Source organism: Mesorhizobium sp. WSM4308 (assembly GCF_002294905.1).
In the GTDB taxonomy this organism is placed as follows: Bacteria; Pseudomonadota; Alphaproteobacteria; order Rhizobiales; family Rhizobiaceae; genus Mesorhizobium.
This window is the reverse complement of sequence record NZ_NSFW01000002.1, coordinates 163,121-189,594: the sequence shown is the minus strand read 5'-3', so window position 1 is coordinate 189,594 and position 26,474 is coordinate 163,121. Positions and strand designations below refer to the sequence as shown.

22 protein-coding genes and 1 pseudogene are annotated in these 26,474 nt (G+C 64.2%); 14 read left to right on the top strand and 9 right to left on the bottom strand.

The window, feature by feature from the left end; translation table 11 throughout:
* Positions 1 to 29: 29 nt before the first annotated feature.
* Together rpsA and CK227_RS03770 are read left to right on the top strand one after the other, a co-directional pair.
* Entirely contained in the window at positions 30 to 1,727 is a 1,698-nt protein-coding gene (gene rpsA, locus CK227_RS03775) for a 30S ribosomal protein S1 (RefSeq protein WP_095771611.1), read from the top strand.
* 132 nt (positions 1,728 to 1,859) lie between these two features.
* Positions 1,860 to 3,725 (top strand): hypothetical protein, encoded by a 1,866-nt coding sequence (locus CK227_RS03770; RefSeq protein ID WP_095771610.1) that lies wholly within the window; start codon positions 1,860 to 1,862, stop codon positions 3,723 to 3,725.
* Here the strand turns inward: CK227_RS03770 and CK227_RS03765 are convergent.
* The 4 genes from CK227_RS03765 to CK227_RS03750 form a co-directional block, all read right to left on the bottom strand.
* Positions 3,710 to 4,417: an SDR family NAD(P)-dependent oxidoreductase gene (locus tag CK227_RS03765; protein WP_095771609.1), complete on the bottom strand. Its 708-nt coding sequence runs from the start codon at positions 4,415 to 4,417 to the stop codon at positions 3,710 to 3,712. The genes CK227_RS03770 and CK227_RS03765 overlap by 16 nt on opposite strands.
* Positions 4,418 to 4,656: 239 nt before the next feature.
* Positions 4,657 to 6,237 carry a 5-guanidino-2-oxopentanoate decarboxylase gene (locus CK227_RS03760; protein WP_095771608.1) on the bottom strand — a complete coding sequence of 527 codons (1,581 nt, stop codon included), beginning with the start codon at positions 6,235 to 6,237 and terminating at the stop codon, positions 4,657 to 4,659.
* A complete protein-coding gene (locus CK227_RS03755) occupies positions 6,234 to 6,881 on the bottom strand; it encodes a TetR family transcriptional regulator C-terminal domain-containing protein (RefSeq protein ID WP_179296375.1) in 648 nt (215 codons plus the stop codon). Before CK227_RS03755 ends, CK227_RS03760 begins: the two co-directional genes overlap by 4 nt.
* Entirely contained in the window at positions 6,878 to 7,750 is an 873-nt protein-coding gene (locus tag CK227_RS03750) for a dimethylarginine dimethylaminohydrolase family protein (protein WP_095771607.1), read from the bottom strand. The genes CK227_RS03755 and CK227_RS03750 overlap by 4 nt, the downstream gene beginning before the upstream one ends.
* A gap of 214 nt (positions 7,751 to 7,964) precedes the next feature.
* Here CK227_RS03750 and CK227_RS03745 point away from each other — a divergent pair, with 214 nt between their 5' ends.
* From CK227_RS03745 to CK227_RS03710, 8 genes and pseudogenes are all read left to right on the top strand, one after another.
* Positions 7,965 to 8,780 (top strand): ABC transporter ATP-binding protein, encoded by an 816-nt coding sequence (locus CK227_RS03745; protein ID WP_095771606.1) that lies wholly within the window; start codon positions 7,965 to 7,967, stop codon positions 8,778 to 8,780.
* Between the two features lie 54 nt (positions 8,781 to 8,834).
* Complete coding sequence (locus CK227_RS03740; RefSeq protein WP_019862782.1) at positions 8,835 to 9,632, top strand: transporter substrate-binding domain-containing protein; 798 nt, start codon at positions 8,835 to 8,837, stop codon at positions 9,630 to 9,632.
* 198 nt (positions 9,633 to 9,830) lie between these two features.
* The gene (locus tag CK227_RS03735; protein WP_019862781.1) at positions 9,831 to 10,496 is read left to right on the top strand and encodes an ABC transporter permease; all 666 of its coding nucleotides are present in this window, start codon (positions 9,831 to 9,833) and stop codon (positions 10,494 to 10,496) included.
* The gene (locus CK227_RS03730; RefSeq protein ID WP_095771938.1) at positions 10,496 to 11,305 is read left to right on the top strand and encodes an ABC transporter permease; all 810 of its coding nucleotides are present in this window, start codon (positions 10,496 to 10,498) and stop codon (positions 11,303 to 11,305) included. Before CK227_RS03735 ends, CK227_RS03730 begins: the two co-directional genes overlap by 1 nt.
* Positions 11,306 to 11,396: 91 nt before the next feature.
* Positions 11,397 to 12,398 carry an Ldh family oxidoreductase gene (locus CK227_RS03725; protein ID WP_095771605.1) on the top strand — a complete coding sequence of 334 codons (1,002 nt, stop codon included), beginning with the start codon at positions 11,397 to 11,399 and terminating at the stop codon, positions 12,396 to 12,398.
* Between the two features lie 238 nt (positions 12,399 to 12,636).
* Positions 12,637 to 12,918: a hypothetical protein gene (locus CK227_RS03720; RefSeq protein WP_095771604.1), complete on the top strand. Its 282-nt coding sequence runs from the start codon at positions 12,637 to 12,639 to the stop codon at positions 12,916 to 12,918.
* Between the two features lie 87 nt (positions 12,919 to 13,005).
* Positions 13,006 to 13,164, top strand: a pseudogene (locus tag CK227_RS37145) (DoxX family protein); the annotation flags it as partial.
* Between the two features lie 110 nt (positions 13,165 to 13,274).
* The gene (locus CK227_RS03710) at positions 13,275 to 14,252 is read left to right on the top strand and encodes a complex I NDUFA9 subunit family protein (RefSeq protein ID WP_095771937.1); all 978 of its coding nucleotides are present in this window, start codon (positions 13,275 to 13,277) and stop codon (positions 14,250 to 14,252) included.
* Between the two features lie 27 nt (positions 14,253 to 14,279).
* Here CK227_RS03710 and CK227_RS03705 read toward each other — a convergent pair whose 3' ends face one another.
* Entirely contained in the window at positions 14,280 to 15,647 is a 1,368-nt protein-coding gene (locus CK227_RS03705) for a cytochrome P450 (RefSeq protein WP_095771603.1), read from the bottom strand.
* Positions 15,648 to 15,847: 200 nt separating this feature from the next.
* Between CK227_RS03705 and CK227_RS03700 the strand changes: the two genes are divergently transcribed.
* The 3 genes from CK227_RS03700 (at position 15,848) to gyrB (ending at position 21,755) form a co-directional block, all read left to right on the top strand.
* Complete coding sequence (locus tag CK227_RS03700) at positions 15,848 to 16,417, top strand: NADPH-dependent FMN reductase (RefSeq protein ID WP_095771936.1); 570 nt, start codon at positions 15,848 to 15,850, stop codon at positions 16,415 to 16,417.
* Positions 16,418 to 16,507: 90 nt separating this feature from the next.
* Positions 16,508 to 19,138 carry a caspase family protein gene (locus tag CK227_RS03695; protein ID WP_245318067.1) on the top strand — a complete coding sequence of 877 codons (2,631 nt, stop codon included), beginning with the start codon at positions 16,508 to 16,510 and terminating at the stop codon, positions 19,136 to 19,138.
* 145 nt (positions 19,139 to 19,283) lie between these two features.
* Complete coding sequence (gyrB, locus tag CK227_RS03690; protein WP_095771602.1) at positions 19,284 to 21,755, top strand: DNA topoisomerase (ATP-hydrolyzing) subunit B; 2,472 nt, start codon at positions 19,284 to 19,286, stop codon at positions 21,753 to 21,755.
* 57 nt (positions 21,756 to 21,812) lie between these two features.
* Here gyrB and CK227_RS36080 read toward each other — a convergent pair whose 3' ends face one another.
* Positions 21,813 to 22,127, bottom strand: coding sequence for a hypothetical protein (locus CK227_RS36080; RefSeq protein WP_142887455.1), 315 nt, complete (start codon positions 22,125 to 22,127; stop codon positions 21,813 to 21,815).
* A gap of 126 nt (positions 22,128 to 22,253) precedes the next feature.
* On the opposite strand from CK227_RS36080, the gene CK227_RS03685 reads away from it, so the two are divergent.
* Positions 22,254 to 23,171 carry a hypothetical protein gene (locus CK227_RS03685; RefSeq protein ID WP_095771601.1) on the top strand — a complete coding sequence of 306 codons (918 nt, stop codon included), beginning with the start codon at positions 22,254 to 22,256 and terminating at the stop codon, positions 23,169 to 23,171.
* Between the two features lie 92 nt (positions 23,172 to 23,263).
* Here the strand turns inward: CK227_RS03685 and CK227_RS03680 are convergent, their stop codons facing one another.
* The 3 genes from CK227_RS03680 to CK227_RS03670 are packed head-to-tail and all read right to left on the bottom strand — an operon-like array spanning position 23,264 to position 26,397.
* Complete coding sequence (locus CK227_RS03680; protein WP_095771600.1) at positions 23,264 to 24,661, bottom strand: NAD(P)(+) transhydrogenase (Re/Si-specific) subunit beta; 1,398 nt, start codon at positions 24,659 to 24,661, stop codon at positions 23,264 to 23,266.
* Positions 24,662 to 24,667: 6 nt separating this feature from the next.
* Positions 24,668 to 25,096, bottom strand: coding sequence for a proton-translocating transhydrogenase family protein (locus CK227_RS03675; RefSeq protein WP_179296374.1), 429 nt, complete (start codon positions 25,094 to 25,096; stop codon positions 24,668 to 24,670).
* Entirely contained in the window at positions 25,093 to 26,397 is a 1,305-nt protein-coding gene (locus CK227_RS03670; protein ID WP_095771598.1) for a Re/Si-specific NAD(P)(+) transhydrogenase subunit alpha, read from the bottom strand. The genes CK227_RS03675 and CK227_RS03670 overlap by 4 nt, the downstream gene beginning before the upstream one ends.
* Positions 26,398 to 26,474 lie beyond the last annotated feature (77 nt).

The window sequence follows — 26,474 nt, the reverse complement described above, 5'->3', positions numbered from 1 at the left end:
CAAAGATGCGGGGCACTCCAGGAGAAACAATGTCAGTTGCAAATCCCACTCGCGATGATTTCGCGAGCCTGCTCGAAGAATCATTCACCACCGGCCACTCCGGCGAAGGTCAGGTCGTCAAGGGCACGATCACCGCCATCGAAAAGGACATGGCCATCATCGACGTCGGCCTCAAGGTCGAAGGCCGCGTGCCGCTGAAGGAATTCGGCGTCAAGGGCAAGGACACCACCCTCAAGGTCGGTGACACCGTCGAAGTCTATGTCGAGCGCATCGAGAACGCGCTTGGCGAAGCGATGCTTTCGCGTGAAAAGGCCCGCCGTGAAGAGAGCTGGGTCCGTCTCGAAGAGAAGTTCACCAAGGGTGAGCGCGTCGAAGGCGTCATCTTCAACCAGGTCAAGGGCGGCTTCACCGTCGACCTCGACGGCGCCGTGGCCTTCCTGCCGCGCAGCCAGGTCGATATCCGCCCGATCCGCGACGTCTCCCCGCTGATGCACAACCCGCAGCCATTCGAGATCCTCAAGATGGATCGCCGCCGCGGCAACATCGTGGTGTCGCGCCGCACCGTGCTCGAGGAGAGCCGCGCCGAACAGCGTTCGGAAATCGTGCAGAACCTCGAAGAAGGCCAGGTTGTCGAAGGCGTCGTCAAGAACATCACCGATTACGGTGCGTTCGTCGACCTCGGCGGCATCGACGGCCTGCTGCATGTCACCGACATGGCCTGGCGCCGCGTCAACCATCCGACCGAAATCCTCAACATCGGTCAGACGGTCAAGGTGCAGATCATCCGCATCAACCAGGAAACCCACCGTATCTCGCTCGGCATGAAGCAGCTCGAGAGCGACCCGTGGTCCGAGATCGGCACCAAGTTCCCGATCGGCAAGAAGATCAAGGGCACCGTCACCAACATCACCGACTACGGCGCGTTCGTCGAGCTGGAGCCGGGCATCGAGGGCCTCATCCACGTTTCGGAAATGTCGTGGACCAAGAAGAACGTGCATCCCGGCAAGATCCTGTCGACGACCCAGGAAGTCGACGTGGTGGTGCTCGAGGTCGATCCGGCCAAGCGCCGCATCTCGCTCGGCCTCAAGCAGACGCTGGAGAATCCGTGGGAAGCCTTCGCACGCAGCCATCCGGTCGGCAGCCAGGTCGAGGGCGAGGTCAAGAACAAGACCGAGTTCGGCCTGTTCATCGGCCTGGAAGGCGACGTGGACGGCATGGTGCACCTCTCCGACCTCGACTGGACTCGTCCGGGCGAGCAAGTCATCGAAGAGTACAATCGCGGCGACATGGTCAAGGCGCAGGTGCTCGACGTCGACATCGACAAGGAGCGCATCTCGCTCGGCATCAAGCAGCTGGCCCGCGACACGGTCGGCGAAGCGGCGACTTCGGGCGAACTGCGCAAGAACGCCGTGGTCACCTGTGAAGTCATCGGCGTCAAGGATGGCGGTCTCGAAGTGCGGCTGGTCGACAGCGGCATCGAGACCTTCATCAAGCGCTCGGACCTCAGCCGTGACCGCGACGAGCAGCGCCCCGAGCGCTTCACCGTCGGCCAGAAGGTCGATGCCCGCGTCATCGCCTTCGACAAGAAGACCCGCAAGCTGCAGGTCTCGATCAAGGCGCTGGAAATCGCCGAAGAGAAGGAAGCGGTCGCCCAGTACGGCTCGACCGACTCCGGCGCTTCGCTGGGCGACATCCTGGGTGCCGCGCTGAAGAAGCAGGGCAACTAAGGCGTCAGCCATAGCCAGCACGCCTCGCGTGCGGCCTTACAAAAAGACCCGCCGGAGCGATCCGGCGGGTCTTTTCTTTACGGGAACATAAACTTCATCGCGTATTTGCCGGTGGTCCAACGGAACACTTCCATGAGCACTGGCGCCATTCGTGCCGCTGCGCAGCCTTCGGGGTTGCTGCGCCTTTACACCAGCATGCCTGTCCTGTTCTGCTTTTGCGCAATGGCGATCCTGACGACCGCTCTGTGGTGCCTGGGCTTCCAGCTCAACAATGACGCGGACGATCTCCTCAAGCTGCACGAAATCCGCACTTTGCTTGAAACGGGCAACATCTTCGACCGCACGCTGCCCGGTATCGTCCAGCCAGAGCCTTATGTCTCACACTGGCCGTGGATCGTGGACCTGCCCTACGCCGCCTTCGCGCGCCTGTTCGCGCCGTTTGCCGGCTTCGAGCCGGCTCTGACGCTGGCAAGCTTTGCCGTCCCGCTGCTGCTGCTGGCGCCCGCGCTCTATTTCTACAATAGGCTGGTGACAGCCATCGGCTTTGCCTACCCGGCCGTGGCATTGCCGTTGGCCTTGATCTTTGCCGCGCGCAGCTTTTTCGAATTCGCCCCGGGACGGATCGACTATCACAATCTGCAAATCCTGCTTCTGCTGGCGGCGCTGGTTTTGATGATGTCGCAGAACCGCTTTTCGGCCTTCGTCAACGGGCTGCTGACCGCCCTGGCAATCGCCGTCAGCGCCGAATTCGCGCCGTTCTACGCGCTGGTGATGGCGGTCTATGCCTTCGACTGGATCTTCGACCGCGAGGGCGGTGAAAGCAGGATCGTCGGTTTCGGGCTTGCCTTGACCGTCGGCGCAATCGCCCTGTTCGCGGCGATCGTGCCACCCTCTGCCTATACCGCGGTCAGATGCGACACCTATTCGACGCCGCATGTCACGGCACTGGTCGCGGCCGGGCTTTCATTCGCCGTCGTGCCTTTGCTTGCCGGCCGGCGTGGAGGGTGGCCGATGCGCTCGGCAATTCTACTGGTGTTCGCGGCGGCCAGCGCTGCGGTGCTGGCGGTGTTGTTCCCGCAATGCCTGGCCAGCCCCTATGCTTCGATCGACGCCTATGTCCGCGACAATATGATCAACAGAATTCTCCAGGAATTGAGCCTGTTTCGGCGCCCCGATGTCGTCCTGTCGACAGGTTTTCTCAGCATGGCGCTGCTGTTTATCGGCGCGCTTGCGCCAGCCGTGATCTGCGCCAGGCCGGAAGGCCGAAGCCGGCCTCTCGTCATATTGGCGCTGTTCGCGCTGGTCTCGCTGGCGCTTGCGATCGGCTATGTCCGCTACTACCGCTACCTTCCGATCTTTTCCGGCATCGGCCTCATCTTCGCCCTGGCGAGCCTCCTGCCGAATGCGGGCTTGGGTCGCTATCTGAAATCTCCGGTGCCGGCGGCATCGCACGGATACGCACTGATCCTGCCCGGTCTCGTTTTGTCCGGAGCAATGGTGCTGTACCATTTGTCGGTAAAACCGGCACACGCGGCGGTTCCCGCCGCGGAACTTGCCGACGGCTGCTATTCCAGCCCTTTTGAACCGGAACAGGGTTGGCCGTCCGGCGCAATCGTTCTTTCTCCACCGCTGATCGGCTCGCGTTTCGTCGCCCTTGCCGAAGGTCCCAAGGTGGTGACGATCCCCAACCATCCATCGGCCAAGGGCATCGAGCGCAGCTATCGTTTTCTGGATCCGGCGACCGCCGACCCACGCGCGATACTCGATGCCTCCAAGGCAACGCATGTGGCGATTTGCGCCGGGCGAGGCCCGCCATTGCCGGGACTGGAAGCCGCCTATCCATTCGCGGCGGGCCTGATTGAAGGCCGGCCGCCGGCATGGTTGCGGGAGTGCCCGACGAAAGCTTCATCGCCGTTGCGCATCTACAGCTATCGCAACGCCGATGGATCGGATGCCGCGTGCCCGACTTCGACGCTCGCCGCTCAGGCCCGGCCGTAGAGCGGCACCAGCGTTCCGCTCATCGCCTGGTTGGCCGGCGAGGCGAGATAGGCGATGGCTTCGGCCGCCGCCTCGAGGCTGACCCATTTGCTGAAATCGGCATCCGGCATGTCGGCGCGGTTTGCCGGCGTGTCGAGCGTCGACGGCGCCACGGCATTGACCAGGATGCCCTTGGCCTTGAGTTCTTCGGCCATCGCCACAGTCATGGCCGCGACCGCCGCCTTGCTGGCGGTGTAGGCGACCATGCCGGCGCCGCGCCTGGGATCGAGCCCGGCGCGCGCGGAGACATTGACGATGCGGCCTGATGTGCCCGATGCCAGCATCGAGCGGATCGCCGCGCGGCTGCACAGGAAGGTGGTGCGGGCGTTGGTGTCCATCATCTCGGCAAAGGATGCCGATTCGATCTTTTCCACCGGCGCCATCGTGAAGCCGCCGGCGAGATGGATCGATCCCCACAAGGCAGGAACCTGGGCATAGAAGGCTTCGACCTTGGCGGAGTCCGACAGGTCGACATTGTGCGCCAGCTTGACGTTGTCGTGGGCGGTGAAAGGAAATTGCTGGGGTGCTGCGGCGTGCGCGTTCGGCACGTGGCAGATAGCGCCCTGTTCCAGCAGCCGGCCAACCACCGCACCGCCGAGCGCGCCGGTCCCACCGGTCACAACGATATGCCTGCCTTGAAGTGTTTCCGTCATCCTGGACCGCTCCTGTCGTATTTTTATGATTGTGTCGCTTGTTGTGCCGCCCCGACGCGAAGCGTCGCGCCTTTCGGGCGATCACTCAATTGATATCTCGACATGGCAGCCGTCGCGTCTTTGCATGCGTCACAACGCATATTATGGCAATGGCATCAGTCATGCGGCCGTTGCGGTACAACAGGCGAGCCGACGAATGGTCCGATGCAGACGAGAAAATCAACGCTGGGCTGAAGCCTTCAATCGACGGTGATTTCGATGACGCAAGGCAATCCGGTTGCCCGGGCGCGCTTCAAGGCCTGCGGCAAGGCGCCGATATTGGCGAGTCGTTCGGCGCCGATGCCATAGGCTTCGGCCAGCTTGCAGAAATCCGGCGGCGCCGGCGAGACCCCGACGGGCTCGACGCCGACATCGAGCATCGAGGTCTCGATCTCGCGATAGCCCCTGTTGTTCCAGACCACGAATATGACCGGCGCCTTTGCATCGAGCGCCGCGCCAAGTTCGGGCAAGGTGAACTGGAAGCCGCCATCGCCGGTCAGGCAGACAACCGGCGCGTCGGGCACGGCAAGTGCGGCGCCGATCGCCGCCGGCGGGCCGTAGCCAAGCGCGCCGAAGCCGGTGGCGGCGTTGAACCAGCCGCCTGGCCGGTCGTGATCATAGCAGAGGTTGGCGGCGTAGACCGGCTGCGTCGAATCGCCAACGATGATGGCCCACGGCAAGGCATCGCGGATCATTTCCACGGCATGCACCTGCGCCAAATAGGCCGGGCTCAGCTCGGCGGATGCCGCCCTCCGTGCGGCGGCGGCGCGCACCTCGCCGTCCGGCGCGGCAGGGTGAGCGGAACCGATCGCGGCAAGCAAGGCTTCGATCGCCTCGGCGCAGTCGGCCTGGATGCCGACCGTCACCGGGCGGCGTGCGAGCTGGTCGGCGCCGATGTCGATGCGAATCAGGTTGGAAGGCAGCACAAAGCCGCCGTCGCCATAGCCGTCATAGTCGGTCGGGCCGAATTCGGTGCCGGCGGCAATCACCAGATCGGCCTCGGCCATCAGGGAGCGAACCGCTTTCAGGCTTGGGCTTGCCGGCACGCAGAGCGGGTGGCGGTGCAGCAGGCCACGCGCGTTGGTGGTCTCGACGACCGGCGCGCGCAGTGTCTCGGCCAGGCGCCGCAGCGCCGTCTCGGCTCGCTTGGCGCCGCCGCCGGCCAGGATCAGCGGCCGGCGCGCGGCGGCGATGAGTTTGGCAGCCCTGGCAATGGCCGCGCCATCCGGCGCCGGAGGCGCCGCGTTGCTCAACAGTGCCGCGATATCGTCGGCCGGCTCGACCATGACATCGGTCGGGATCTCGATATGCACCGGGCCCGGCCGCGAGGATGAAAACAGCGCGAAGGCCTGTGCCAGCGCGTCAGGCAATTCGCTGGCCCCGATGACACGCCGCGACAGCAACGCCACCTTTTCCATCATGCCGCGCTGGTCCGGCAGCTCATGCAGGAAGCCCAGCCCCTTGCCCAGCGTCGGCATTGCGTTGACGCCCGATATGACCAGCATCGGCACCGAATCGGCGCGCGCCTGGCCCATGGCGGTGATGGTGTTGGTCAGCCCCGGCCCGGTGATGACGAAGGCGACGCCTGGCCTGCCGCTGGCGCGGGCATAGCCGTCGGCCATGAAGCCGGCGCCCTGTTCATGGCGCGGCGTGACATGGCGAATCTTCGAGCGCGCCAGGCCACGGTAGAGCTCGACCGTGTGGACGCCCGGAATGCCGAAGACGGTATCGACGCCATGCGCTTCGAGCAGCGTGATCAGGGCTTCGCCGAGTGTTGTCATTGATTGTCTTCCCTTTCCGGCGCGAGGCCCAGTTCGGCCTCTACAGTCTTGATGCCGATCGCCGCCAATTCGCCGGGCGAGAACATGTCGCCGGCCAGGCAGCCTTCCATCCAGAGCCCGTCGATGATGGCATTGATCGCGATGGCATGGTGGCGCAACTGGCTTGCGTCCGGCTCGCGCCGTTCGGCGGCGAGCACCTCGGCCACAACGGCTTCCACCTCGTTGCGAAAGCCGAGGTAGCCCTCGCGGTGGGCGCGAGCCAGGCTTGGGTCCGCACCGGCGCGGCCGATGAAGGTTGCCCAGAGTGAAAACACCCGCGCGTCGATGATCGGCACGTTGAGGTTGGCGGTGACGAAAGCGGCAAGGCGCTGGCGCGGCGAGGCATCTTCCATGACCAACGCCGCTTTCGCCTGCTCGGTCATGCGGCCCATGAGGGCGGCATAGGCTTCCTGCAGCAGTTCTTCCTTGCCGGGGAAATAGTGCCGGATCAGGCCGGCGGTGACGCCGGCGCGCAATGCGATGGTGCGCAAGGTGGCGCCCTGCAGGCCATGTTCCGCCACGCTGTCCAGAGTTGCCTCGATCAGATCCTGCCGCCGCCGCTCCTCGCCCTCGCGACGGAACCTGCGGCGGGATGGCGTATTCATTGGCGCAGGATTGGCCGCGTCAGGCATGTCGGCCCGCCTTCGCAGGCGATGCAGAGCGCGTCGGCCTCGAAGATCTCGACCGTGCAGCCGGCGGCTTCCATCGCGGCTTTGGTCTTTGGAAAGCCCGCGACGGCAATGACCTTGAGCGGGTTGGTCGGCAGCACGTTCAGGCTGAGGCCGTTGGAAGCCGCGAACTCTTCTGCATCGCCTTCGACCAGACGGATGCCGCGCGCCTTCAGCATCTGATAGAAAGGGGCCGGCAAAAGCGGTGAATAGACCAAAGCGAGGTCGTCGGCCAGCGGGCTGATCACAGACATCAGATGCAGGCAGGCCTCTTCGCCCTGCCACAACGGAAGGTCAAAGCCGTAGACGGAAACGCCCAGCGGCGTCAGCAGGTTGGAGATCTGCTGGATGCCTTCCTGGTTGGAACGGACACCGCGTCCAATCACCAGCGTGCGCGCATCGAGCCAGACACAGTCACCGCCTTCGACCTGGCCTGGGGCCTCGACGCGGCCAAGGATCGGAATGCCCAGCCTTCTGTAGGTCTCCTCGTGCAGCGAGGGCTCCCGGGCGCGCAACGGCTTGCCCATGGACAGAATCAGTGCGCCGCGGTCGGTCATCAGCGATGGGTCGTGCGTGAACACCGAGTCCGAAAGTCCATCGGCCTGGTCCTCGATCCATTCGATTTCAGCGCCGGAGGCCGCCACCAGTTCGGCAAGCGCCGCGTGCTGCGATGCTGCTTTCGCCGGATTGAATCCTGGGCCATAGTGCCAGGCAGCCCTGTCGGCGTCGCGCATCGCGTTGGCCGCCGACCGCATCAGCACGCGTCGCAGCGGCGCTGCCATGGATTGTGATCCGAAAGCGCTCATCGAAGCCCTTTTTTTGCTGAAAAAAACCGAGAAAATTTCATGGAGGGCTATTTATACACTTGCACAACAAGCTCGCAAGTGCCGTAATGAGCGGGATTGACGGGCTCGCGCCGTTGGGTCCATGCTGAAGTCTGGAGCGGGGCAGTACAGCGTATATGTTGATTAGCCAGATAGACGTTCGACGAACTGCCGACGACGATGCAGAGGTCAGCCGGTGAGCGCTGTGGAAGCTGCCGCAGTCTCATCCGGCAAGGCGCAGAGTGGCGCCGCCGAAGCCATCCATGTCGAAAACCTGCACAAGAAATTCGGCCAGTTGCATGTGCTGAAGGGCGTGTCGCTCTCGGCGCGCGACGGCGAGGTGATCGCCATCATCGGCGGCTCGGGTTCGGGCAAATCGACGCTGCTGCGCTGCATCAACTGCCTGGAAAATCCGACCAGCGGCATCATCCGCGTCAACGGCGAGCAGATCAAGCTCAAGGCGGACAGCCATGGCCACACCGTTCCGGCCGACCGCAAGCAGATTGAGCGCATCCGCTCCAAGCTCGGCATGGTGTTCCAGAACTTCAACCTGTGGAGCCACATGACGCTGATCGAAAACGTCATCGAGGTTCCCGTGCACGTGCTCGGCGTCAAGCGCGACGAGGCGATCGCCCAGGCCGAAAAACTGCTGGCGCGCGTCGGACTTGCCGAAAAGCGCGACGTCTATCCGGCCTATCTTTCTGGCGGGCAGCAGCAGCGCGCCGCGATCGCCCGCGCGCTCGCCATCAATCCGCGCGTCATGCTGTTCGACGAGCCGACCTCGGCGCTCGACCCCGAACTGGTCGGCGAGGTGCTGAAGGTTATCGGCGATCTGGCGCGCGAAGGCCGCACCATGGTGCTGGTCACCCATGAGATGAAATTCGCCCGCGAGGTCGCGACCCATGTCGTCTATCTCTACAACGGGGTGGTCGAGGAAGAAGGGCCGCCGGAGCAGATCTTCGGCGCGCCGAAATCCGAAAGGCTCAAGCAGTTCATCCGCAACATCGGCTAGGGACAGGCCGGGACGGACGAAAACCGGGAACCAACAACAAACTGGGAGTTTGAAATGAAGACTGTTCTGAAGACATTCGCCGCGGCGCTGCTGCTCGGCGTCGCCGCCATGGGTGTGGCCAAGGCCGATCCGGTCAAGATCGGCGTCGCCGCCGAGCCCTATCCGCCCTTCACCTCACCGGATGCTTCGGGCAAATGGGTCGGCTGGGAGATCGACTTCATCGATGCCGTGTGCGCCGAGGAGAAACTCGACTGCGTCATCACGCCTGTCGCCTGGGACGGCATCATCCCGGCGCTGACCACCAAGAAGATCGACCTCATCGTCTCGTCGATGTCGATCACCGACGAGCGCAAGAAGACGATCGACTTCTCGGACAAGTACTACAACACGCCGACGGCGATCATCGGACCGAAGGACCAGAAGTTCGGCGCCACGCCTGACGACCTGAAGGGCAAGGTGGTCGGCGTCCAGGTGTCGACCGTGCACGCCGTCTACGCCAAGAAGCATTTCGGCGCGACCGCCTCTGAAATCAAGGAATACCAGACCCAGGACGAAGCCAACCAGGATCTCGCCGCCGGCCGCCTCGATGCGGTGCAGGCCGATTCCATCGCGCTTGGCGAATTCCTGAAGTCCGACCAGGGCAAAGCCTGCTGCGACCTCAAGGGCATGGTGGCTCCGGACGACGAGGTGCTCGGGCCGGGCGTCGGCGCCGGCGTGCGCAAGGAAGACACCGACCTGAAGGAAAAGATCAACGCCGGCATCAAGGCGATCCGCTCCAACGGCAAGTATGACGAGATCTCGAAGAAATATTTCGATTTCGACATTTACGGCGGCTCGACGCAGTCGAACTGACGCCCCGCGCATGAGCCGGAGGGCATGACGCCATAGTCGTGCCCTCCCGCCTATCCTTCCCACGCATGCCGGCCGCTGGCGTCGGCGGAAAGAGCCAGCAATCCGGGGGCAAAGCTGATCGACGCGTTTCTTCCGGCCTCGGCGGCCGGTATCATCGAACTTCTCTCGCCCGCGCCCATCGGCTGGGGCGGCACACTCATGCTCGGGCTGTTGCATTCGCTCGAGATTGCCGTCGGCGCCACGATCGTCGGCCTGCTCATCGGTATCTGCGGCGCCTATGGCAAACTCTATGGCGGACCTGTCGTGCGCGACCTGCTCGCGGTCTACACCACCGTGGTGCGCGCCGTGCCGGAACTGGTGCTGATCCTGCTGCTCTACTATGCCGGCACCGACCTGATTAACCAGGTGCTGACCGCTATCGGTTACCAGCGTGTCGATATTAGCGGGCTGGTGGCAGGCATAGCCGTGCTCGGCTTCTGCCAGGGCGCCTATTCGACGGAGGTCATGCGCGGCGCGATCCTGGCCATCCCGCAAGGCCAGATCGAAGCCGCCCGCGCCTTCGGCATGTCTCCCGGCCTTCTCTTGCGGCGCATCACGCTGCCGGCGATGCTGCCCTTTGCCATTCCAGGTCTCGCCAATCTGTGGCTGATCGCGACGAAGGACACCGCGCTGCTGGCCGTCGTCGGCTTCTTCGAGTTGACGCTGGCGACACGGCAGGCGGCAGGCGTCACCAAGGCTTATCTGATATTCTATCTCGCCGCCGGCGTTCTCTATCTCGCGGTGACGCTGTTTTCGAACTTCCTGCTTGGCCGCGCCGAGAAATGGGCGCGGCGGGGCATGCCTTCGGTCAAGGAGGCACGCTGATGGCGGGCGAAGCGGCCATCATCAACACGGCGGCGCGCGCCTCGCTCTGGCTGCAGCCGCATCGCATCGTCCTCATCCTGATCGCGCTGGGGCTGGTGCTGTCGGCCGCCTATTTCATGCGCTGGAACTGGCTGCCGCAATATTGGGAAATGGGCCTGATGGGCATCTGGCGGGCCCTGTGGATCCTGGCCGTCACCTGCGCGCTCGGCTTCCTGATCGCAGTGCCGGTCGGGCTGGCACAGGCCGCCGGCCCAATCTGGGTCGCGGCGCCGGCGAAAGTCTTCTGCACCATCATCCGCGGCACGCCGCTGCTTCTGCAGCTGTGGCTGCTCTATTACGGGCTGGGCTCGCTGTTCCCGCAATATCCATGGATCCGCGACTCCTGGATATGGCCCTATCTGAGGCAGGCATGGCCGTACGGCGTTCTGGCTCTCACGCTGTCCTTCGCCGGTTACGAGGGCGAAGTGATGCGCGGCGCCTTTGCCGGCGTGCCCAAGGGGCAGCTGGAAGCCGCCCGCGCCTTCGGCATGAGCCGCTGGAAGATCCTCCGGCGCATCTGGCTGCCGCAGGCCTTCTACCGGGCGCTGCCGACGCTGACCGGCGAGACCGTGCTGCAGTTGAAGTCGACGCCGCTGGTGGCGACAATCAGCGTGATCGATATCTTCGCCGTCGCCGGCAAGGTGCGGCAGGACACCTACCTTACTTATGAACCCTTGCTGCTGCTGGCGTTGATCTATATGGCGATCACCGGCATTCTTGTCCTTGCCCTCAGCCGGATCGAGGCGCGGATTCCGGTCAAGGTCGGTTAGTGAGGAGCGAGTAGCGAATAGTGAGTAGAAGCGGCTCGCTTCATGCCCTATTCACTACTCCCTACCCACTACTCCCTTAGAGGCAGCTACTATGCAACTCAGTCTCGACCAGGCAAGAGGACTGTGCCGGATGGCGGCACTCGGCGCCGGCGCCAATGAGGAGGCGGCGCAGTCGCTCACCGCCTCGATCATCGCCGCCGAGGCGGAAGGGCTTTCGACCGTCGGCCTGTCGCATTTCATCGATTATCTCGAAGCGCTGGAGGCCGGGCGCATCGACGGCAATGCCGATCCGGTGATCACAAGGCCGGCGCTGGCCGTCTATCTCTCCGATGCACGCGGCGGACTGGCGCATACCGGCTTCGACCGGACGATCGACGATCTTGCCAAGGCGGCAAAGCTGTTCGGCGTCGCCATCTTCTCGCAGAAGAACGCCTATACGTGCGGCGCGCTCGGCTACTTTACCGGCAGGCTGGCTGCGCAGGGGCTGGTGTCCTTCGCCGCGACCAACGGCCCGGCGGTTCTTGCCGGCTCGGGCTCGGTCAAGCCGGTCTATTGCACCAACCCGATGTCGTTTGCCGCGCCCGCCGCCGACGGCGCGCCGCTGGTCATCGACCAGTCGTCGAGCGCCACTGCCTTCGTCAACATCCGCAAGGCGGCCGAAGACGGCAAGAAAATCCCCGAAGGCTGGGCGCTGGACGCCAGCGGCAACCCGACCACCGACCCGGCGGCGGCCATGAAGGGCGCCATGCTTGCCTTTGGCGGCCAGCGCGGCGCCAACATCGCGCTGATGGTCGAAGTGCTGGCTGCCGGCCTGTCGGGCGCCAACTGGTCGCTCGACGCGCCGTGGTTCACAGGCGGCCCGGATAGCCCCGGAACCGGCCTGTTCGTGCTGGCCGTCGAGCCCAAGCTGCTCGATCCGGATTTCGAACAGCGCATGAAGGACCAGCTCGACCGCCTGCGCCGCCGCTTCGGCGTGCATGTTCCGGGCCGCGCCCGGGCTGAAACCGCCGAGAAGGCGCAGGCGCGCGGCATCACCGCGCCCAAGGCGGTGGTGCAGCGGATTTCCGAATTCGCCGAGCGCTATTCGGCCTGAATAATCCATCATTTCAGACAGTTACCTGAAGGCTGTCGGCGCGGCGCGCGCGGCGGTGCGATTTTTTTGCGCGCCGCTGAACCTTTTTGCCCGTTGCGACCACCCAGCTTTGTCCAGGGCAAGGCGAGCTTGCCCGATCCACACCGAGGGAAACAGCAAACGAAAGCAAAAGCCTGCTTCATGCGGAGGGAAGTCCTTCGCACCTCGGAACCTCAACCGACATCAAAGGAAAATTGTCATGACCAACACCAAGATCACGATGCTCACCGCCGTCCTTCTTCTCGGTTCGTTCATGGGCGCAACCCAGGCGGCCACGTTGAAGGCTGCTCCGGCCAAGCCGTCCACTCCCGGCGTCATCACCGCCCCGAGCGGTGGCGCCACCGAGGACCATTATTGCAAGAACGGCCACGCCAAATTTGCCAATTGCAGCGCCGATTTCATCGCGGCCTGCAAGAAGGTCGGTGGCACTATGTCGGATGTTCAGGGCTGGGGTGGGCGTACTTGCTTCACGCCCTCCTGATACCGTCTCAGGTCAGGCCGCTCCGTCGGCCCCTGGCTTCGCATGGATGTCATCCGGAAAGCCCCGCTTCGGCGGGGTTTTCTGCGTTTCGTATTGCTGGTCACCGTCTGGTTCCACTGGGTGACCATGGGCCAGGGGTTTTCGGGTGCCGAAAAGTCCCCTTTGTAGGCCGCGATCCTGTTGTTCCTCGCCATTCGCGGCGGCAAACGCCACTCGGTCGAGGCCCGCATCGGCAAGGCACTCTGACAAGCTTTCAAGAGGGGTGACGCGACGACGCGTCACCCTTTGCCTTTGGCGCAAAACCGACTATGAAACGGCTTCAGCCAAGCCATCTGGAAAGTGCGCCGGAGCCAGCCATGACCGAAATCCTGCAGACCCCAAAGCTCGTCGTCGTCTTTGGCGGGTCTGGCTTTGTCGGCCGCCATGTCGTGCGCGCGCTGGCCAAGCGCGGCTATCGAATCCGGGTTGCTTGCCGGCGGCCCGATCTTGCCGGCCATTTGCAGCCGCTCGGCAATGTCGGTCAGATCCAGCCGGTGCAGGCCAATGTGCGCGTGCGCTGGTCAGTCGACCGCGCCGTGCAAGGAGCCGACCATGTCGTCAATCTCGTCGCCATCCTGCATGAGACCGGCCGGCAGAAATTCCCCGCTGTGCACGAATTCGGCTCCCGCGCGGTCGCCGAGGCGGCGCGTTCGGTCGGTGCCGGGCTGACCCATATTTCAGCGCTTGGCGCAGATGCGGACTCCGAATCGGATTACGCACGCACCAAGGCACTTGGCGAGAAGGCCGTGCTCGAGACGATCAACGACGCCGTGATCTTCCGGCCGTCGATCAATTTCGGACCGGAAGACAGCTTCTTTAACCGCTTTGCCAGCATGGCGCGCTATTCGCCGGTGCTGCCACTGATCGGCGGCGGCCAGACCAAGTTCCAGCCGGTCTATGTCGGCGACGTCGCCGAAGCGGTGGCGCGCTCGGTCGACGGCAAGATCAATCGCGGCCAGATCTACGAACTCGGCGGCCCCAACGTGCTTACCTTCAAGGAGTGCATGGAAGAGCTGCTGACCGTGATCGAGCGCAAGCGCCTGCTGGTGCCGGTGCCGTGGTGGGTGGCCAACATCCAGGCCTCGATCCTCGGCCTGTTGCCCAATCCGATGCTGACCAAGGACCAGGTGATGCAGCTGCGCGAGCACAACATCGTCTCGGAAGCCGCCGCCAAGGCCAACAGGACACTCGCCGGGCTCGGCATCCAGCCGCAATCGATCGGGACGATCCTGCCCAGCTACCTCTGGCGCTTCCGCGCCGCCGGCCAGTTCCAGCAGCGCAAGCCCGCGGCTTGATTCACCGCAACCGCCTGAAAGGCACGCCTAGCGCGGCGTGACCTGCATAGGTAGCCCACCTTGCGGTTGGGTCGTCAGCTTCTGCACCGGCCAAGGCCTGGTCTCGGCAGTGGTGTCGAAGCGGAAGCGCGACAAGAGGATGGCGAGCGCGATGATCGCCTCCTGCATGGCGAAGCTGGCACCGATGCAGACGCGCGGCCCCGCACCGAAGGGCAGATACTGGAAGCGATCGATCTTTTCACGGTTGCCCGGGTGGAAGCGCTCGGGCAGGAAGGCATCGGGCCTGTCCCACAGCTTCCTGTGGCGGTGGACGACCCAGGGCATGACCAGCACGGCCGCGTGCTTGGGGATATAAAGGTCCTTCCACATCTCCGGCTCGATCGGCTCGCGGTTGATCGAGGGCGCCGGCGGATAGAGCCGGAGCGCCTCGTCGAAGGCGGCGCGGGTCAACGGCATGGCGTCGAGCCACTTCGTCGGATCGGGTTCGCGCGCCAGCACCTCATCGATCTCCTGCTCGACCCGATTGCGTTCCCATGGCGATTCGGCGAGGCAGTAAAGCGTCCAGCCCAACGCCCGCGCGGTGGTCTCATGACCGGCGCCGATGAAGGTGATGATGTTGTCCTCGACCTCCGAGCGCGTCAGCCCGTCGGGACCTTCGGCCTTGAGCAACAGCGTCAGGAAATCCTGCGGCACCGCGTCGGGATCGCGCCTGAATTTCTCCTCGCGCATCTTGACCGTATCGGTCACGATCTTGCGGAAATAGGCCATGGTCTTGCGGCCGCGAATGCGGGTCAGACGCGGCAGCCAGTCGGGGGCGCGCAACAGATCGAGCGGATCGACACGGCCCATGGTCTCGAACAGCCGGTCGATCTCGTTGGCGAAACTGCCCGGCTCGCCCGCGATCTCGCCGGAAAACAGCGTCTCGGCCAGGATATCATAGGTGAGCAATGTCATGTCGTGGGCGATGTCGGATGTGCCGCCCGCCTCGTAGCGGGTGACGAACTCCTTGGTGCGTTTCAGCATGGGCTGGGCAAAGCCGAAGATATGGCGCGGCGTGAACACCGGCGCCATCGCCTTGCGCGACCGTTTCCACACTTCGCCCTCGGCGGTCAGCAGGCCATCGCGCAGGATTGGCCGCAGGATCTTCTGGCGCACCGTCGCCATCTTGTAGTTCTTGGCGTTGTCGACCAGCACATGGCGGATGAGGCCGGGATCGTTGGCGACGATCAGATGGCCACCGACGCCATTGGCGGAAATCCACGGCTCGTTGTAGGTCGGCTCGCCCCAGAGTTCGAGCGGATTGCGATAGACGATGCGGATCATCTTCAGCGTCGAAGGCGGCGAGGTGCGCGGCTTCGGCGCAGGAGGAACGAAGGGGGCGGGCTGAATGTCCATGAAGTGCTCCGCTGCTCACATCAATGTAGTGGTTGGCGATCCCGACGTCCATGTGACCGGACGGCAGGCAATTCGCGGCGCCCGGCAAACGCTCCGTTCATCCGATCGTGACCGCCCGCTCCGGCATCCCGCCTTGTCCGCCGGCACGCTCTGCCGTAGTGACAGTCACCAACAGATACCGCCTGACAAAGGAGCCCGCCTTGAAGCACCAGTTGAGCATCATCATCGGCAGCACGCGGCCCGGCCGCGCCGGCCCGATTTTTGCCGAGTGGCTGGAGACATTCGCGCGCCAGCACGGGAAATTCGAGCCGGTGCTGACCGACATCGCCGCGTTCCACCTGCCGGTGCTGGACGAGCCGCACCATCCAAGGCTTGGCAATTATCAGAACGACCACACCAAGGCCTGGTCGAAGGCGATCGACGCCGCGGACGCCTTCGTGTTCGTGGCGCCGGAGTATAATTATTTCGCAGCGCCCGCGATCGTCAACGCGATCGACTACTTGCTGCGCGAATGGAAGTACAAGCCGGCCGCCATTTTCAGCTATGGCGGCGTGTCCGGCGGCCTGCGCGCTGCGCAGGCGCTGAAGCCCCTTTTGACGTCGGTGGGGATCATGCCGATCCCGGAAGGCGTCGCGCTGCCGATGTATCAGAAGCTGCTCGACGAGAACGGCGCCTTCAGCGCCAGCGAACAGGTGACCGGCGGCGCCAGGACCATGCTGGACGAGCTGTTGCGCTGGAGCGAAGCGCTGAAGCCGCTGCGCGCTGCCTGAAAGGGCCGGTGTTTGGCCAAACGCGCCGGCTTGCCCGCGCCGTAAAGAGGTGGAATGGTCGGCAAGTGACTGAGCCGGGGGCGGTTCGACTTGCGCTTGCTGTTTGCCTTGCTGCTGACGATTGCGACCACCGCCACCGCGGTGGCGGAACGGCGCGTGGCGCTGGTCATGGCAGAGGACGACTATCGGCTGGTGCGGCCGCTGGCCAATCCCATCCATGACGGCGAGGCTATGGAAGCCGCGCTTAAGAAGCTCGGCTTCGAGGTCACCCTGGAAACCAACCGCGACCTTCGACGCATGCGGCGCGCGCTCGACGACTTTCGCCAGGATGCCAAGGGCGCCGATGTCGCACTGGTCTATTTCTCCGGCCATGGCGTCGAAACCTCAGGCGACAACCGGCTGCTGCCGGTCGATGCCGACGCGTCTTCGCTCGATCAACTGAACAAGACCAGTCTGCCGCTGGAGGAGGTGCGCGATGCCGTCGCCGCGACCGCCAAGGTCGGGCTGATCGTGCTCGACGCCTGCCGCAGCGATCCCTTCTCGGCAAGGAGCGGCGAAGGGCGTGGCGCGACTTCGCTGACGAAGGATGTCGCCGACAAGGTCAAGCCGGGCCTCGGCCGCGTCGGGCGTGCCGAAAACATCCTGTTCGCCTTCTCGGCCGCGCCTGGCGAGACCGCCGCCGACGGCGCTGGCCAGAACTCGCCCTTCACGACCGCGCTGACCAAATATCTCGGCACGGATGGATTGGAGATCCGCTCGGTGCTGACGCTGGTGCAGCAGGAGGTCTATGACCTGTCGCGCGGCAAGCAGTTGCCCTATGTCGAAAGCGGTCTGCCGAAATTGTTCTTTGCCGCTGCGGCCAAGGAACAGCTGCCGGAGCGCGAACGGCTGCTGCTCGCCATGGCCGACGTGACCCCGGAAATGCGCGGCGAGGTCGAACAGATCGCCAGCGACACCGATATGCCGCTGGCGCCGCTTTATGGCGCGCTGATCAGTTCCGACGCCAGCCATCTCTCCGCCGACAGCCTGAACGCCCGGCTGCGCGAGGCCGCCGACGCCTTCGTCAAGGTGCGCGGCGAAATGAAGACGCTCGCCTCCGACGATCCGCAGGTGGCGGAATTGCGCCGGCAGGCCGAGGAACAGCTTTCGCTCGGCGCCTTCGATGGTGCCCGCGCTCTTCTCGCCAAGGCCGCCGACACCGACAATGTTTCGCGCCAGGCGCTGAAGGTCAATTTCGTCGGCCGCACCCTGTCGGAGGCCGCGACGCGCTTCCTATCCGGTGGTGCGGCGCGCGCCGACCTCGACTACGCCACGGCCATCGGTGACTATGAATCGGTGCTGGCGCTCTATGGCGAGGCCGGGCAGACCTCGCTCAACCTGGAACAGGCCGATCGCCAGAGCCGCACGCTGGAGGAACTCGGAATTCTCTATGCGACGGTGGGCAATGTCGAGGCCGCCGGCCGCGCCTTTACCGCACTGTTGGCCAACCTCGAACAGCGGTCGCGTCAGGAAACCGACCCCAGCGTCAAGCGCGATCTCGCCATCAGCCACATCAAGCTCGCCAACATGAAGATGGTGCAAGGCGACCTGCCAACCTCTCTGGAGCACTATGAAGCGGCACGGGACATGCTGCAGGACCTGACCGCAAGCGTGCCGGACGAGAAAGGCTGGCTCGGGGATCTTGCCATGGCCAATGACAAGATCGGCAACGTGCTGGCAACGCAGGGCGATGTGGGTGCGGCGGCCAAGGCCTACCAGGAAAGCCTGTCGATCAAGCAGCAATTGGCCGATGCCGAGCCGAACAGCGCCTACGTGCTGCGCGACCTGACCATAACCTATGATGAAATCGGCGACCTTGCCCGGACCGCCGGGCAGTTGGACGGCGCCCAGACGGCCTTTGAAGAGAGCCTGAGAATTCGGCTTGTGCTGGCTGAGAACAAACCCGATGACCCTGAGCGCCAGCGTGCGGTTTCCGTCAGCCACGAGAGGATCGGGGATGTACTGCGCGAGCGCGGCGACGCCGCCGGTGCGCTCGTGGCCTACAGCAAGAGCCAGGCGATCGCCGAGGAACTGGTGCGCCGTGACCCTAACGACACCGACTTGAAGCGCGACCTGTCGATCAGTTACGCCAAGATCGGCAACGCGCTCAACGACCAGGAGAACTGGCCGGCCGCGCTGGCTTCCTATCAGCAAGCGCTGGCCGTGGCGCGCGAACTTGCCGCTGATGACCCTGGCAACACCGACTGGCAGCGCGACCTGTCGGTCTGCCTGGAAAAAGTTGCCGGTGTGCTTGATGCCCAGGGCAATGTCGGCGGCGCATTGCAAAACTACCAGGATAGTCTTGCCATTGTCGACCGGCTGACCAAGCTCGATCCAGGCAATTCCGACTGGCAACGCGACCTGTCGATCACGCTCTCGGAAATCGGCATGCTGGAGACCAAGCAGCGCCACTTCGAGGGCTCCGAGAAGGCCTTCGAGGCCAGCCTCGGCATCCGCCAGAAACTGGCCCAGTCCGATCCGAACAATGCGATCTGGCAATTTGATCTGGTACAGGCCTGCATCAACTATGCGTATGTGGCGAAGGATCCGAAGGCTGTGCTGACCAAGGCGCTGAACCTGACGCTGGAGCTCGACCGCACGGGTCGGCTGGCTCCAAGAGACAAACCCACGATCAAATATTTGCGCGGCCTTCTCGCCAAATTGAACGCCCGGAAAAAATAGCCGGCTGCCAGCCCGGGATTCGGCCCGGAAATGCCCGCAAACCTTGGAAAAACCGCCTTTAGCGCCTATATCTACGCTATATCAGACGCGCGATTCGGGGCCGATTTTTCGCGCTGTACAAGCGGCATCTAGACAATAGGTTTTCATGAGCGACCAGATCGAGAACACCAACGGCGCCGAAGCCGAATACGGCGCCGATTCCATCAAGGTTTTGAAGGGCTTGGACGCAGTCCGCAAACGCCCGGGCATGTATATCGGCGACACCGACGACGGTTCCGGCCTGCATCACATGGTCTACGAGGTGGTCGATAACGCCATCGACGAGGCCCTGGCAGGGCACGCCGACCTCGTCACCGTGACGCTCAACCCCGATGGTTCGGTAACGGTCATAGACAATGGCCGCGGCATTCCGACCGATATCCACACCGGCGAAGGCATTTCCGCGGCCGAAGTGATCATGACGCAGTTGCATGCCGGCGGCAAATTCGACCAGAATTCCTACAAGGTGTCGGGCGGCCTGCATGGCGTCGGCGTCTCGGTGGTCAACGCCCTTTCGGCATGGCTGAAGCTCAAGATCCGCCGCAACGGCCAGATCTTCGAAATGAGCTTCACGCACGGCAATGCCGATGCGCCGTTGAAGGCCACGGGCAGCTACGAGCAGGACAGGCAGCCCGGCACCTATGAGGGCCGCAGCGGCAGCTCGATCACCTTCTTCCCGTCGGCCGAAACCTTCACCATGGTCGAGTTCGACTTCGGCACGCTGGAGCACCGCCTGCGCGAGCTTGCCTTCCTCAATTCGGGCGTGCGCATCATACTGACCGACGCCCGCCACGCCGACGTCGTGCGGCATGAACTGCACTATGATGGCGGTCTCGAGGAGTTCGTCAAATATCTCGACCGGGTCAAGAAGCCGCTGATCGAGAAGCCGATCGCCATCAAGGCCGAGCGCGACGGCATTACCGTCGAAGTGGCGATGTGGTGGAACGACAGCTACCACGAGAACGTGCTGGCCTTCACCAACAACATCCCTCAGCGCGATGGCGGCACCCATCTGGCCGGTTTCCGTGGCGCGCTGACGCGCCAGATCACCGGTTATGGCGATTCCTCGGGCCTGACCAAGAAGGAAAAGGTCTCGCTGATCGGCGACGATTGCCGCGAAGGGCTGACGGCGGTGCTGTCGGTCAAGGTTCCCGATCCGAAATTCTCGTCGCAGACCAAGGACAAGCTGGTTTCCTCCGAGGTCCGCCCGGTGGTCGAGGGGCTGGTCAACGAGGCGCTCGGCACCTGGCTGGAAGAGCACCCGACCGAAGGCAAGGTGGTCATCGACAAGGTGATCCAGGCCGCGGCGGCGCGCGAAGCCGCGCGCAAGGCGCGCGACATCACCCGCAAGAGCTCGCTCGGCGTTACCTCCTTGCCCGGCAAACTGGCCGACTGCCAGGAGCGCGATCCGGCGAAATCCGAAATCTTCATCGTCGAGGGTGACTCGGCCGGCGGCTCGGCCAAGGGCGGCCGTTCGCGCCAGAACCAGGCCATCCTTCCCCTGCGCGGCAAGATCCTCAATGTCGAGCGGGCGCGTTTCGACCGCATGCTCGGCTCCGACATGATCGGCACGCTGATCACGGCGCTCGGCACCTCGATCGGCAAGGACGAGTTCAACGCCGACAAGCTGCGCTACCACAAGATCATCCTGATGACCGACGCCGACGTCGACGGCGCTCATATCAGAACCTTGCTGCTCACCTTCTTCTTCCGGCAGATGCCGGAGCTGATCGAGCGCGGCCATCTCTACATCGCCCAGCCACCACTCTACAAAGTGACGCGCGGCAAGAGCTCGCAATACATCAAGAATGAAAGCGCCTTCGAGGAGTTCCTGATCGAGTCCGGGCTGGAGGACGCTTCGCTGACGCTGGGCTCGGGGGAAGTGCGGACCGGGCAGGATCTGCGCGGTGCGGTCGACGATGCGCTGGCTGTGCGCCAGCTCATCAACGGCCTGCACACGCGCTATAACAGAGGCGTGGTCGAACAAGCATCGATCGCCGGCGGTCTCAACCCCGACGTCTTCAGCGATCTTGGCCGCGCCAACGCCATGGCGGAGCGGATCGCACAGCGCCTCGACATCATAGCCGAGGACACCGAGCGCGGCTGGACCGGCCGGATGTCGACCTCGAATGACGGCAGCGGCGGCTATGTCTTCGAGCGCACCGTGCGCAGCGTCAAGGAATACGCCCATCTCGACATGGGGCTGGTCAATTCGGCCGACGCCCGCCAGCTCGACCGCTACGCACAGCGCCTCAGCGAGGTCTACGGGACGCCGCCGGTGCTGCGCCGCAAGGATGTCTCCGAAACCGTCTCGGGACCGCTGGCGCTGCTCAACGCGGTCTTTGCGACCGGCCGCAAAGGGCTGACCATGCAGCGCTACAAGGGTCTCGGCGAGATGAACGCCGAGCAATTGTGGGAAACCACGCTCGACCCGAATGTACGGTCGCTGCTGCAGGTGAAGGTCAACGACGCGACCGATGCCGACAGCCTGTTCTCGCGGCTGATGGGCGACGAGGTCGAGCCACGGCGCGAATTCATCCAGGACAACGCGCTGTCGGTCGCCAATCTGGATATTTGATGCATGTCATCACCCAAAACCGTGCAGCGGTTTTGGGCGAACGACATGCAGACGAGCTTAAAGCGCGCCGGCTGAATCCGCTTCAATGCGACGGGCTTTGAGACTGTAGCGATGCGCTGAAGAAGTCTGCCAGGGCAGCGCTCGGCGCTGATGGAACGCGGCCCGGTCAAAGCCGGGCGCATCGATGCAGATGTCGGGAGGGGTCGCGCGCCGTCGAAGCCCCGGATTTCCGCTTTTGCCCGATGCGATCCATGGGTCAAACCGCAACAGGATCATTTGAGACATTGCTGCGGAGCCGCGCTCCGAATTGTTCCATCGCCGGCAAACAAAATCATTTTCTAGCCCGCCGGAACGGAAGTCCTCACGGGACATTGTGCCAACATCGATCACAATTTCCCACAGGAGGCTTTCATGGGACGTGGCATTTTGCTCTGGTTGCTCGGTATTCCGATCCCGATCATCATCCTCATCATGTTGTTCGTACGGTAGGGGGCGTTAATGCAGCCCACCGTATCGGCTATCGACCTGTCCGCTTCAGAAGAATCCTCCGCGACAGCCGTCAGCTGGGGGCCGATCATCGCTGGCGCCTTCGCCGCCTCGACGCTGACTTTCATCCTCATGCTGCTCGGCTCCGGGCTTGGGCTCACCATGGTTTCGCCATGGTCGGGCTCCGGCGCGTCGATCACCACCTTCGCGGCGTCGACCGCGATCTGGCTGGTTATCGTGCAGTGGCTGTCCTCCGGCGTCGGCGGCTACCTTGCCGGGCGCTTGCGCACCAAATGGGTCGGCATCCACACTGACGAGGTTTATTTCCGCGACACGGCTCACGGCTTTCTTGCCTGGGCATTGGCCACGTTGCTTGTCGTCGGCGTCCTCGGCTCAGCGCTTTCCGCAGTGCTTGGCTCGGGCGTACAGGCCGTGTCCACAGCGGCGTCGGGCGCAGCCATGGGAGCATCTGCTGGTGCCGCCGGCAACGCCGGCAATGCGCCGGCCAACAGCGCGACCTCCTATCTGGTGGATTCGCTGTTTCGTCCCGCCGATCCGAGCAAGCTGGCTGCTGCCACTCCGGATGGCGATGCCGCCGCTGTAGGCCAGGCCTCGCGTATCCTCATTGCCAGCGCCGCGGCGGGCGAGATTTCGGCCGACGACAAGACCTACCTGGCGCAACTGGTCGCCGCCCGCACCGGCCTTTCCGAGGCCGACGCCAAGGCGCGTGTCGATGCGATGGTTGCCAAGGTCGAGGACGCCAAGGTCAAGGCCAAGCAGGCGGCCGATAGCGCCAGGAAGGCCAGCGCGAACTTCGCGCTGCTCGGCGCCTTGTCTCTGGTCATCGGCGCCTTCATCGCCAGTGCGGCCGCAGCGCTCGGCGGCAGGCAGCGCGACGAAGAGGAAGCGGCTTTCCTGAGCAGCCGCTAAACGCAGGCTTACGCCAGAAATCAACGAGCCCGGCTCCAGAGCCGGGCTCGTTGCTATTTCGGGCTCGTTGCTATTTCCGCCTATCGGCCGGATCAGTGATCCATGGCCTTGACGATTTCCTCGGTCATCTTCTTGGCGTCGCCGAGCAGCATCATGGTGCCGTCCTTGTAGAACAGCGTGTTATCGATGCCGGCATAGCCGGAGCCGAGCGAACGCTTGACGAACAGGCAGGTGCGGGCCTTGTCGACGTCGAGGATCGGCATGCCGTAAATCGGCGACGACTTGTCGTCGCGGGCCGAGGGGTTGGTGACGTCGTTGGCGCCGATGACATAGGCGACATCGGCCTGCGCGAACTCCGAATTGATGTCTTCGAGCTCGAACACTTCGTCATAGGGCACGTTGGCTTCGGCCAGGAGCACATTCATGTGGCCGGGCATGCGGCCGGCGACCGGGTGGATGGCGTACTTCACGTCGACGCCGTTGGCCTTCAGCTTATCGGCCATTTCACGCAGCGCGTGCTGTGCCTGGGCGACCGCCATGCCGTAGCCCGGCACGATGATGACCTTCTGCGCATTCATCATCAGATAGGCGGCGTCGTCGGCCGAACCCTGCTTGACCGTGCGCTCGATGCCGTCGTCGGCTGCTGCCGCCGTTTCCCCACCGAAGCCGCCGAGAATGACCGAAATGAAGCTTCGGTTCATGCCCTTGCACATGATGTAGGACAGGATCGCGCCGGACGAGCCGACTAGCGCGCCGGTGATGATCAGCGCCAGATTGCCGAGCGTGAAGCCGAGCGCGGCCGCCGCCCAGCCCGAATAGGAGTTCAGCATCGAGACGACGACCGGCATGTCGGCGCCGCCGATCGGGATGATCAAAAGGATGCCGAGCACCAGCGAAGCGGCGACGATCAGCCAGAACACCAGCTTCGATTCCGTGGTGACCAGAAGCACGATCAGCACGATGAGCGCGACGCCGAGGGCCGCGTTGATGAAGTGGCGACCGCCGATCATGATCGGTTTGCCCGACATGCGGCCGTCGAGCTTCAGGAAGGCGATGACCGAGCCGGTGAAGGTGATGGCGCCGATGGCGACGCCGAGGCTCATCTCGATCAGTGCCTGGGCGTGGATGTCGCCCGCCGTGCCGATGCCGAAGCTTTCCGGCGCATAGATGGCGGCGGCCGCGACCATGACGGCGGCGAGGCCGACCAGCGAGTGGAAGGCGGCAACCAGCTGCGGCATCGAGGTCATGGCGATGCGGCGCGCGGTGACGGCACCGACGCCGCCGCCGATGGCGAGGCCGAGGACGATGAGGCCGAAGCGGCCCGCGGACGGGGTTGCCAGCGCCAGCGTGGTCGCAATGGCAATGCCCATGCCGATCATGCCGTAGAGATTGCCCTGGCGGCTGGTGGTCGGATGCGACAGGCCGCGCAGCGCCATGATGAACAGGACGCCGGAGACGAGATAGAGGAAGGACGCGAAGTTGGCGTTCATGGCGCTCTACTTGTCCTTCTTCTTGTACATGGCCAGCATGCGCTGGGTGACGAGGAAGCCGCCGAAGATGTTGACCGAGACCAGCATCAGCGCCACGAAGCCGAAGCCGGCGGCAACGCCGGAAGCGGCGATGCCGACGGCGAGCAGCGCGCCGACGACGATGACCGACGAGATGGCGTTGGTGACGGCCATCAGCGGCGTGTGCAGCGCAGGGGTCACCGACCAGACGACATAGTAGCCGACGAAGATTGCCAGCACGAAGATGGCGAAGCGGAAGACGAAGGGATCGATGGCGCCGCCGGACAGGGCGTGCGCGGCATCACCCGCCGCCTCGGCGCCGCCTGGAGCATTGGCCAGGTTCTGCACCGCCAGCCGGACGGCCGCACTTGCCTGGTCGAGCTGCTCGAGGGCTTTCTGCAGGGTCTGATCCATCACGCGGTGCCTTTCGACTTGGGCGAGGACGACTTGGGCGAGGACGATTTGGATGAGGACGATTTGGATGAGGCCGTCTTCCTGGGCGCGGGCTTCTTGGGCGCTGCCGAGGCATCGGCGACCATGGTCGTGGCCGGGATCGCCGCAGGTTCGACATGCGGCTGCTGGTCGGCCTTGGCGAAGGCCGGATGGACCACCTTGCCGCCATCGGTCAGCATCGTCGCCTTGACCAGTTCGTCATCGCGCTTGATGGCGAGCGTCTTGGTGGTCTTGTCGACCAGCGTCTCGAGGAAAGCGAACAGGTTCTTCGCATAGAGCAGCGATGCGGACGCGGCGACGCGGCCCGGCACGTTGAGGTGGCCGACGATCTTTACGCCATTGGCCGTAGTCACCACCTGACCCGGCTTAGCGCCCTCGACATTGCCGCCACGTTCGACGGCGAGATCGACGAGCACCGAGCCCGGCTTCATCGAGGCGACCATCGCCGCCGACACCAGCTTCGGCGCCGGCCGGCCTGGAATCAGCGCCGTGGTGATGACGATGTCCTGCTTGGCGATGTGCTCGGCGGTGAGTGCCGCCTGCTTGGCCTGGTATTCCTTGGACATTTCCTTGGCGTAGCCGCCGGCTGTTTCGGCGGCCTTGAACTCTTCGTCCTCGACGGCCAGGAACTTCGCGCCGAGCGAGGCGACCTGTTCCTTGGCGGCGGGGCGCACGTCGGTGGCGGTGACGACGGCGCCGAGGCGACGCGCCGTGGCGATCGCCTGCAGGCCGGCGACGCCGACGCCCATGATGAAGATCTTCGCCGCCGGCACCGTGCCGGCTGCCGTCATCATCATCGGCAAGGCACGGTCATATTCCGAGGCGCCGTCGATGACCGCCTGATAGCCGGCAAGATTGGCCTGGCTGGACAGCACGTCCATCGATTGCGCGCGGGTGATGCGCGGCATGAATTCCATCGAAAAGGCAGTGACACCAGCCTTTGCGAGCGCCGCGACGGCGGCATCGTTGCCGTAGGGATCCATGATGGCGATCACGGCGGCGCCGGATTTGTAGCTCTTCAACTCGGTTTCATCAGGCCGGCGGACCTTCAGCACGACATCGGCCTTGGCAACGTCCGCAGCCTTGCCGATGACGGCACCTGCCTTGGCAAACTCTTCGTCGGGGATGCGCGACCTTGTGCCGGCGCCGGTTTCGACAATCACGTCGAAGCCCAGCCCCGCCAGCCGCTTGACCGTATCGGGCGAGGCCGCGACCCGCGGCTCGTTCGCATCAAGCTCACGAGGGATGAAAACCGTCTGTCCCACCGCATGATCCTTTCGGCTGGAACCTGTTTGCGCAAAATGTCGGCCGGATCATCCGGCGACGTCAATGGCAATGGGGT

Excerpts from the sequence above, each read along its gene's own strand:
- CK227_RS03720 (WP_095771604.1), top strand. The coding sequence starts at position 12,637 with ATGACCAACACCAAGATCACGATGCTCACCGCCGTCCTTCTTCTCGGT.
- CK227_RS03740 (WP_019862782.1), top strand. The coding sequence starts at position 8,835 with ATGAAGACTGTTCTGAAGACATTCGCCGCGGCGCTGCTGCTCGGCGTC.
- CK227_RS03680 (WP_095771600.1), bottom strand. The coding sequence starts at position 24,661 with ATGAACGCCAACTTCGCGTCCTTCCTCTATCTCGTCTCCGGCGTCCTG.
- CK227_RS03760 (WP_095771608.1), bottom strand. The coding sequence starts at position 6,237 with ATGACAACACTCGGCGAAGCCCTGATCACGCTGCTCGAAGCGCATGGC.
- CK227_RS03710 (WP_095771937.1), top strand. The coding sequence starts at position 13,275 with ATGACCGAAATCCTGCAGACCCCAAAGCTCGTCGTCGTCTTTGGCGGG.
- CK227_RS03730 (WP_095771938.1), top strand. The coding sequence starts at position 10,496 with ATGGCGGGCGAAGCGGCCATCATCAACACGGCGGCGCGCGCCTCGCTC.
- CK227_RS03725 (WP_095771605.1), top strand. The coding sequence starts at position 11,397 with ATGCAACTCAGTCTCGACCAGGCAAGAGGACTGTGCCGGATGGCGGCA.
- CK227_RS03765 (WP_095771609.1), bottom strand. The coding sequence starts at position 4,417 with ATGACGGAAACACTTCAAGGCAGGCATATCGTTGTGACCGGTGGGACC.
- rpsA (WP_095771611.1), top strand. The coding sequence starts at position 30 with ATGTCAGTTGCAAATCCCACTCGCGATGATTTCGCGAGCCTGCTCGAA.
- CK227_RS03750 (WP_095771607.1), bottom strand. The coding sequence starts at position 7,750 with ATGAGCGCTTTCGGATCACAATCCATGGCAGCGCCGCTGCGACGCGTG.
- CK227_RS03705 (WP_095771603.1), bottom strand. The coding sequence starts at position 15,647 with ATGGACATTCAGCCCGCCCCCTTCGTTCCTCCTGCGCCGAAGCCGCGC.
- gyrB (WP_095771602.1), top strand. The coding sequence starts at position 19,284 with ATGAGCGACCAGATCGAGAACACCAACGGCGCCGAAGCCGAATACGGC.
- CK227_RS03735 (WP_019862781.1), top strand. The coding sequence starts at position 9,831 with ATGCTCGGGCTGTTGCATTCGCTCGAGATTGCCGTCGGCGCCACGATC.
- CK227_RS03770 (WP_095771610.1), top strand. The coding sequence starts at position 1,860 with ATGAGCACTGGCGCCATTCGTGCCGCTGCGCAGCCTTCGGGGTTGCTG.
- CK227_RS03685 (WP_095771601.1), top strand. The coding sequence starts at position 22,254 with ATGCAGCCCACCGTATCGGCTATCGACCTGTCCGCTTCAGAAGAATCC.
- CK227_RS36080 (WP_142887455.1), bottom strand. The coding sequence starts at position 22,127 with ATGTCCCGTGAGGACTTCCGTTCCGGCGGGCTAGAAAATGATTTTGTT.
- CK227_RS03755 (WP_179296375.1), bottom strand. The coding sequence starts at position 6,881 with ATGAATACGCCATCCCGCCGCAGGTTCCGTCGCGAGGGCGAGGAGCGG.